The sequence below is a fragment of the Streptomyces sp. NPDC059456 genome (assembly GCF_042750055.1).
Classification (GTDB): Bacteria; Actinomycetota; Actinomycetes; order Streptomycetales; family Streptomycetaceae; genus Streptomyces.
Window position 1 is genome coordinate 1 of record NZ_JBHYVA010001116.1, and the last position, 1,362, is coordinate 1,362.

Annotated in this window: 1 protein-coding gene and 1 tRNA gene; one reads left to right on the forward strand and one right to left on the reverse strand. The window is 73.3% G+C overall.

Going from position 1 to position 1,362, the window contains the following annotated elements; translation table 11 throughout:
• On the reverse strand, positions 1-1,055 hold a 1,055-nt coding region (locus ACFXA3_RS42590), incomplete at its 3' end, for an MFS transporter (protein ID WP_385196923.1).
• Between the two features lie 179 nt (positions 1,056-1,234).
• On the opposite strand from ACFXA3_RS42590, the gene ACFXA3_RS42595 reads away from it, so the two are divergent.
• Positions 1,235-1,306 (forward strand) — tRNA-Cys (locus tag ACFXA3_RS42595).
• The last annotated feature ends 56 nt before the right edge of the window (positions 1,307-1,362 follow it).

The window sequence follows — 1,362 nt, forward strand, 5'->3', positions numbered from 1 at the left end:
ACCATCCCCAGCACCATCAGCCGTTCCCGGTACGGCGCCATCCGCCCCTTCGACTGCAGCCACGAGCCGCCGGCCCAGGTCAGCCCGCCCGCCGCGAGCGAGAACCCGGCCAGCGTCGGGCTCAGCCCCCGCTGGGTGACCAGCATCAGCGGCACGAAGCTCTCCGCCGCGATGAACGACCCCGCCGCCACCCCGCGCAGCAGCACCACCGAAGGCAGCCCGCGCCGGGCGAGGTACGTGCCGCGCGGCAGCAGCCCCCGTACGGCGGGCACCATCAGCGCCGCGCCCGCGACGGCCGGCACCAGCGACAGCCAGCGCAGGTCCTGGGCCGCGTACTGCAACAACCCCGCCCCGAGCGAGATCCCGAAGGCGAGCCGGATCCGCCGCCGGTCGAAGGCGGCGGGCGGGGCGCCCGTGTCCACCGGGCCGGACGCGGTCCGCCGTATCGCGGGCAGCGCGACGACGAGCGGCACGACCACGAGGCCGGGTATCCCGAGGAACACCCACCGCCAGCCGAGGTGCTCGGTGACGGTCCCCGCGGCCAGCGGCCCGACGATCGACGGCACCACCCAGCTCGCGGCGAAGGCGGCCATGATCGCGGGCCGCAGCCGCTCCTCGTACGCACGGCTCACCACGACGTAGAGCGCGACGATGACCAGCCCGCCGCCGAACCCCTGCACGGCCCGCCCGAGGACGAACACCCACATGTCGCCCGCGGTCCCGGCACACACGAGCCCGGCGGCGAACGCCCCGATCCCGACGGTCAGCGGCCGCAACGGCCCCTGCCGGTCGGCCCACTGCCCGGACAGCACCATGCCGAAGAGACTGGTGGTGAAGTACGCGGAGAAGGCGAAGGCGTAGAGCGCGATCCCGTCCAGCTCGCGGGCGGCGACGGGCATGGCGGTGCCCACGGCGGTCGCCTCGAACGCGATGAGGAAGATGACGGAGATGATCCCGATGCTGAGCGTCCGGTACGCGGGCCCCAGGATCCCGCCCTGCGGCTCGGGCGGAACGGGCACACTGCGCTGTGGCACGCGGGGTTCAAGGGCGCTCATCGCCCCAGGGTAAGGCCCGTGGCCCGGTTGCACCCCTGTCAATTCGGCGGATCCCGAGTCGGCCGCGAGTCCTAGGACCCGGGAACTGTGAACGCGGCATGGCATTCACATTGCACCCCGCCCGCTCCCCTTCCTCCCCCTCACCCCCGCCCGTACGGTCATACCCATCACCACCTCACAGCCGTGTGCCCGAGTGGTTGAGGGACTCGCCTGCAAAGCGAGTTACGCCGGTTCGATTCCGGTCACGGCTTCTGCCACAGAAGGCCGCCCCGACCCCGGCCGAGCCGCCGGGGCACCAGGCCGGGGC